Genomic DNA, 223 nt, shown 5'->3' on the forward strand with positions numbered 1-223 from the left:
CGGATAGGGTCCAGACGTAGAAGCGGCCTTCCTCTCCCTCCGAATCGGCATCGAGGCTGGACGCGAAGGCACCCTCCGGCGTCACCATCTCCCGTTCGAGCCAGGTGACGATTCCCTCCGCCGCGTCCCTGAACAGGGCGCGGCCGGTCTCGGCATGGGCCAGCGCGTAGAGCTCCAGCAGCTGCGCATTGTCGTAGAGCATCTTCTCGAAATGCGGCACGAG

1 pseudogene is annotated in these 223 nt (G+C 65.5%); it reads right to left on the reverse strand.

Annotated elements, in window-relative coordinates:
* Positions 1 to 223: pseudogene (locus E4K09_RS14210) on the reverse strand (thioredoxin domain-containing protein); the annotation flags it as partial.

The organism is Microvirga pakistanensis (assembly GCF_004458765.1).
In the GTDB taxonomy this organism is placed as follows: Bacteria; Pseudomonadota; Alphaproteobacteria; order Rhizobiales; family Beijerinckiaceae; genus Microvirga; species Microvirga pakistanensis.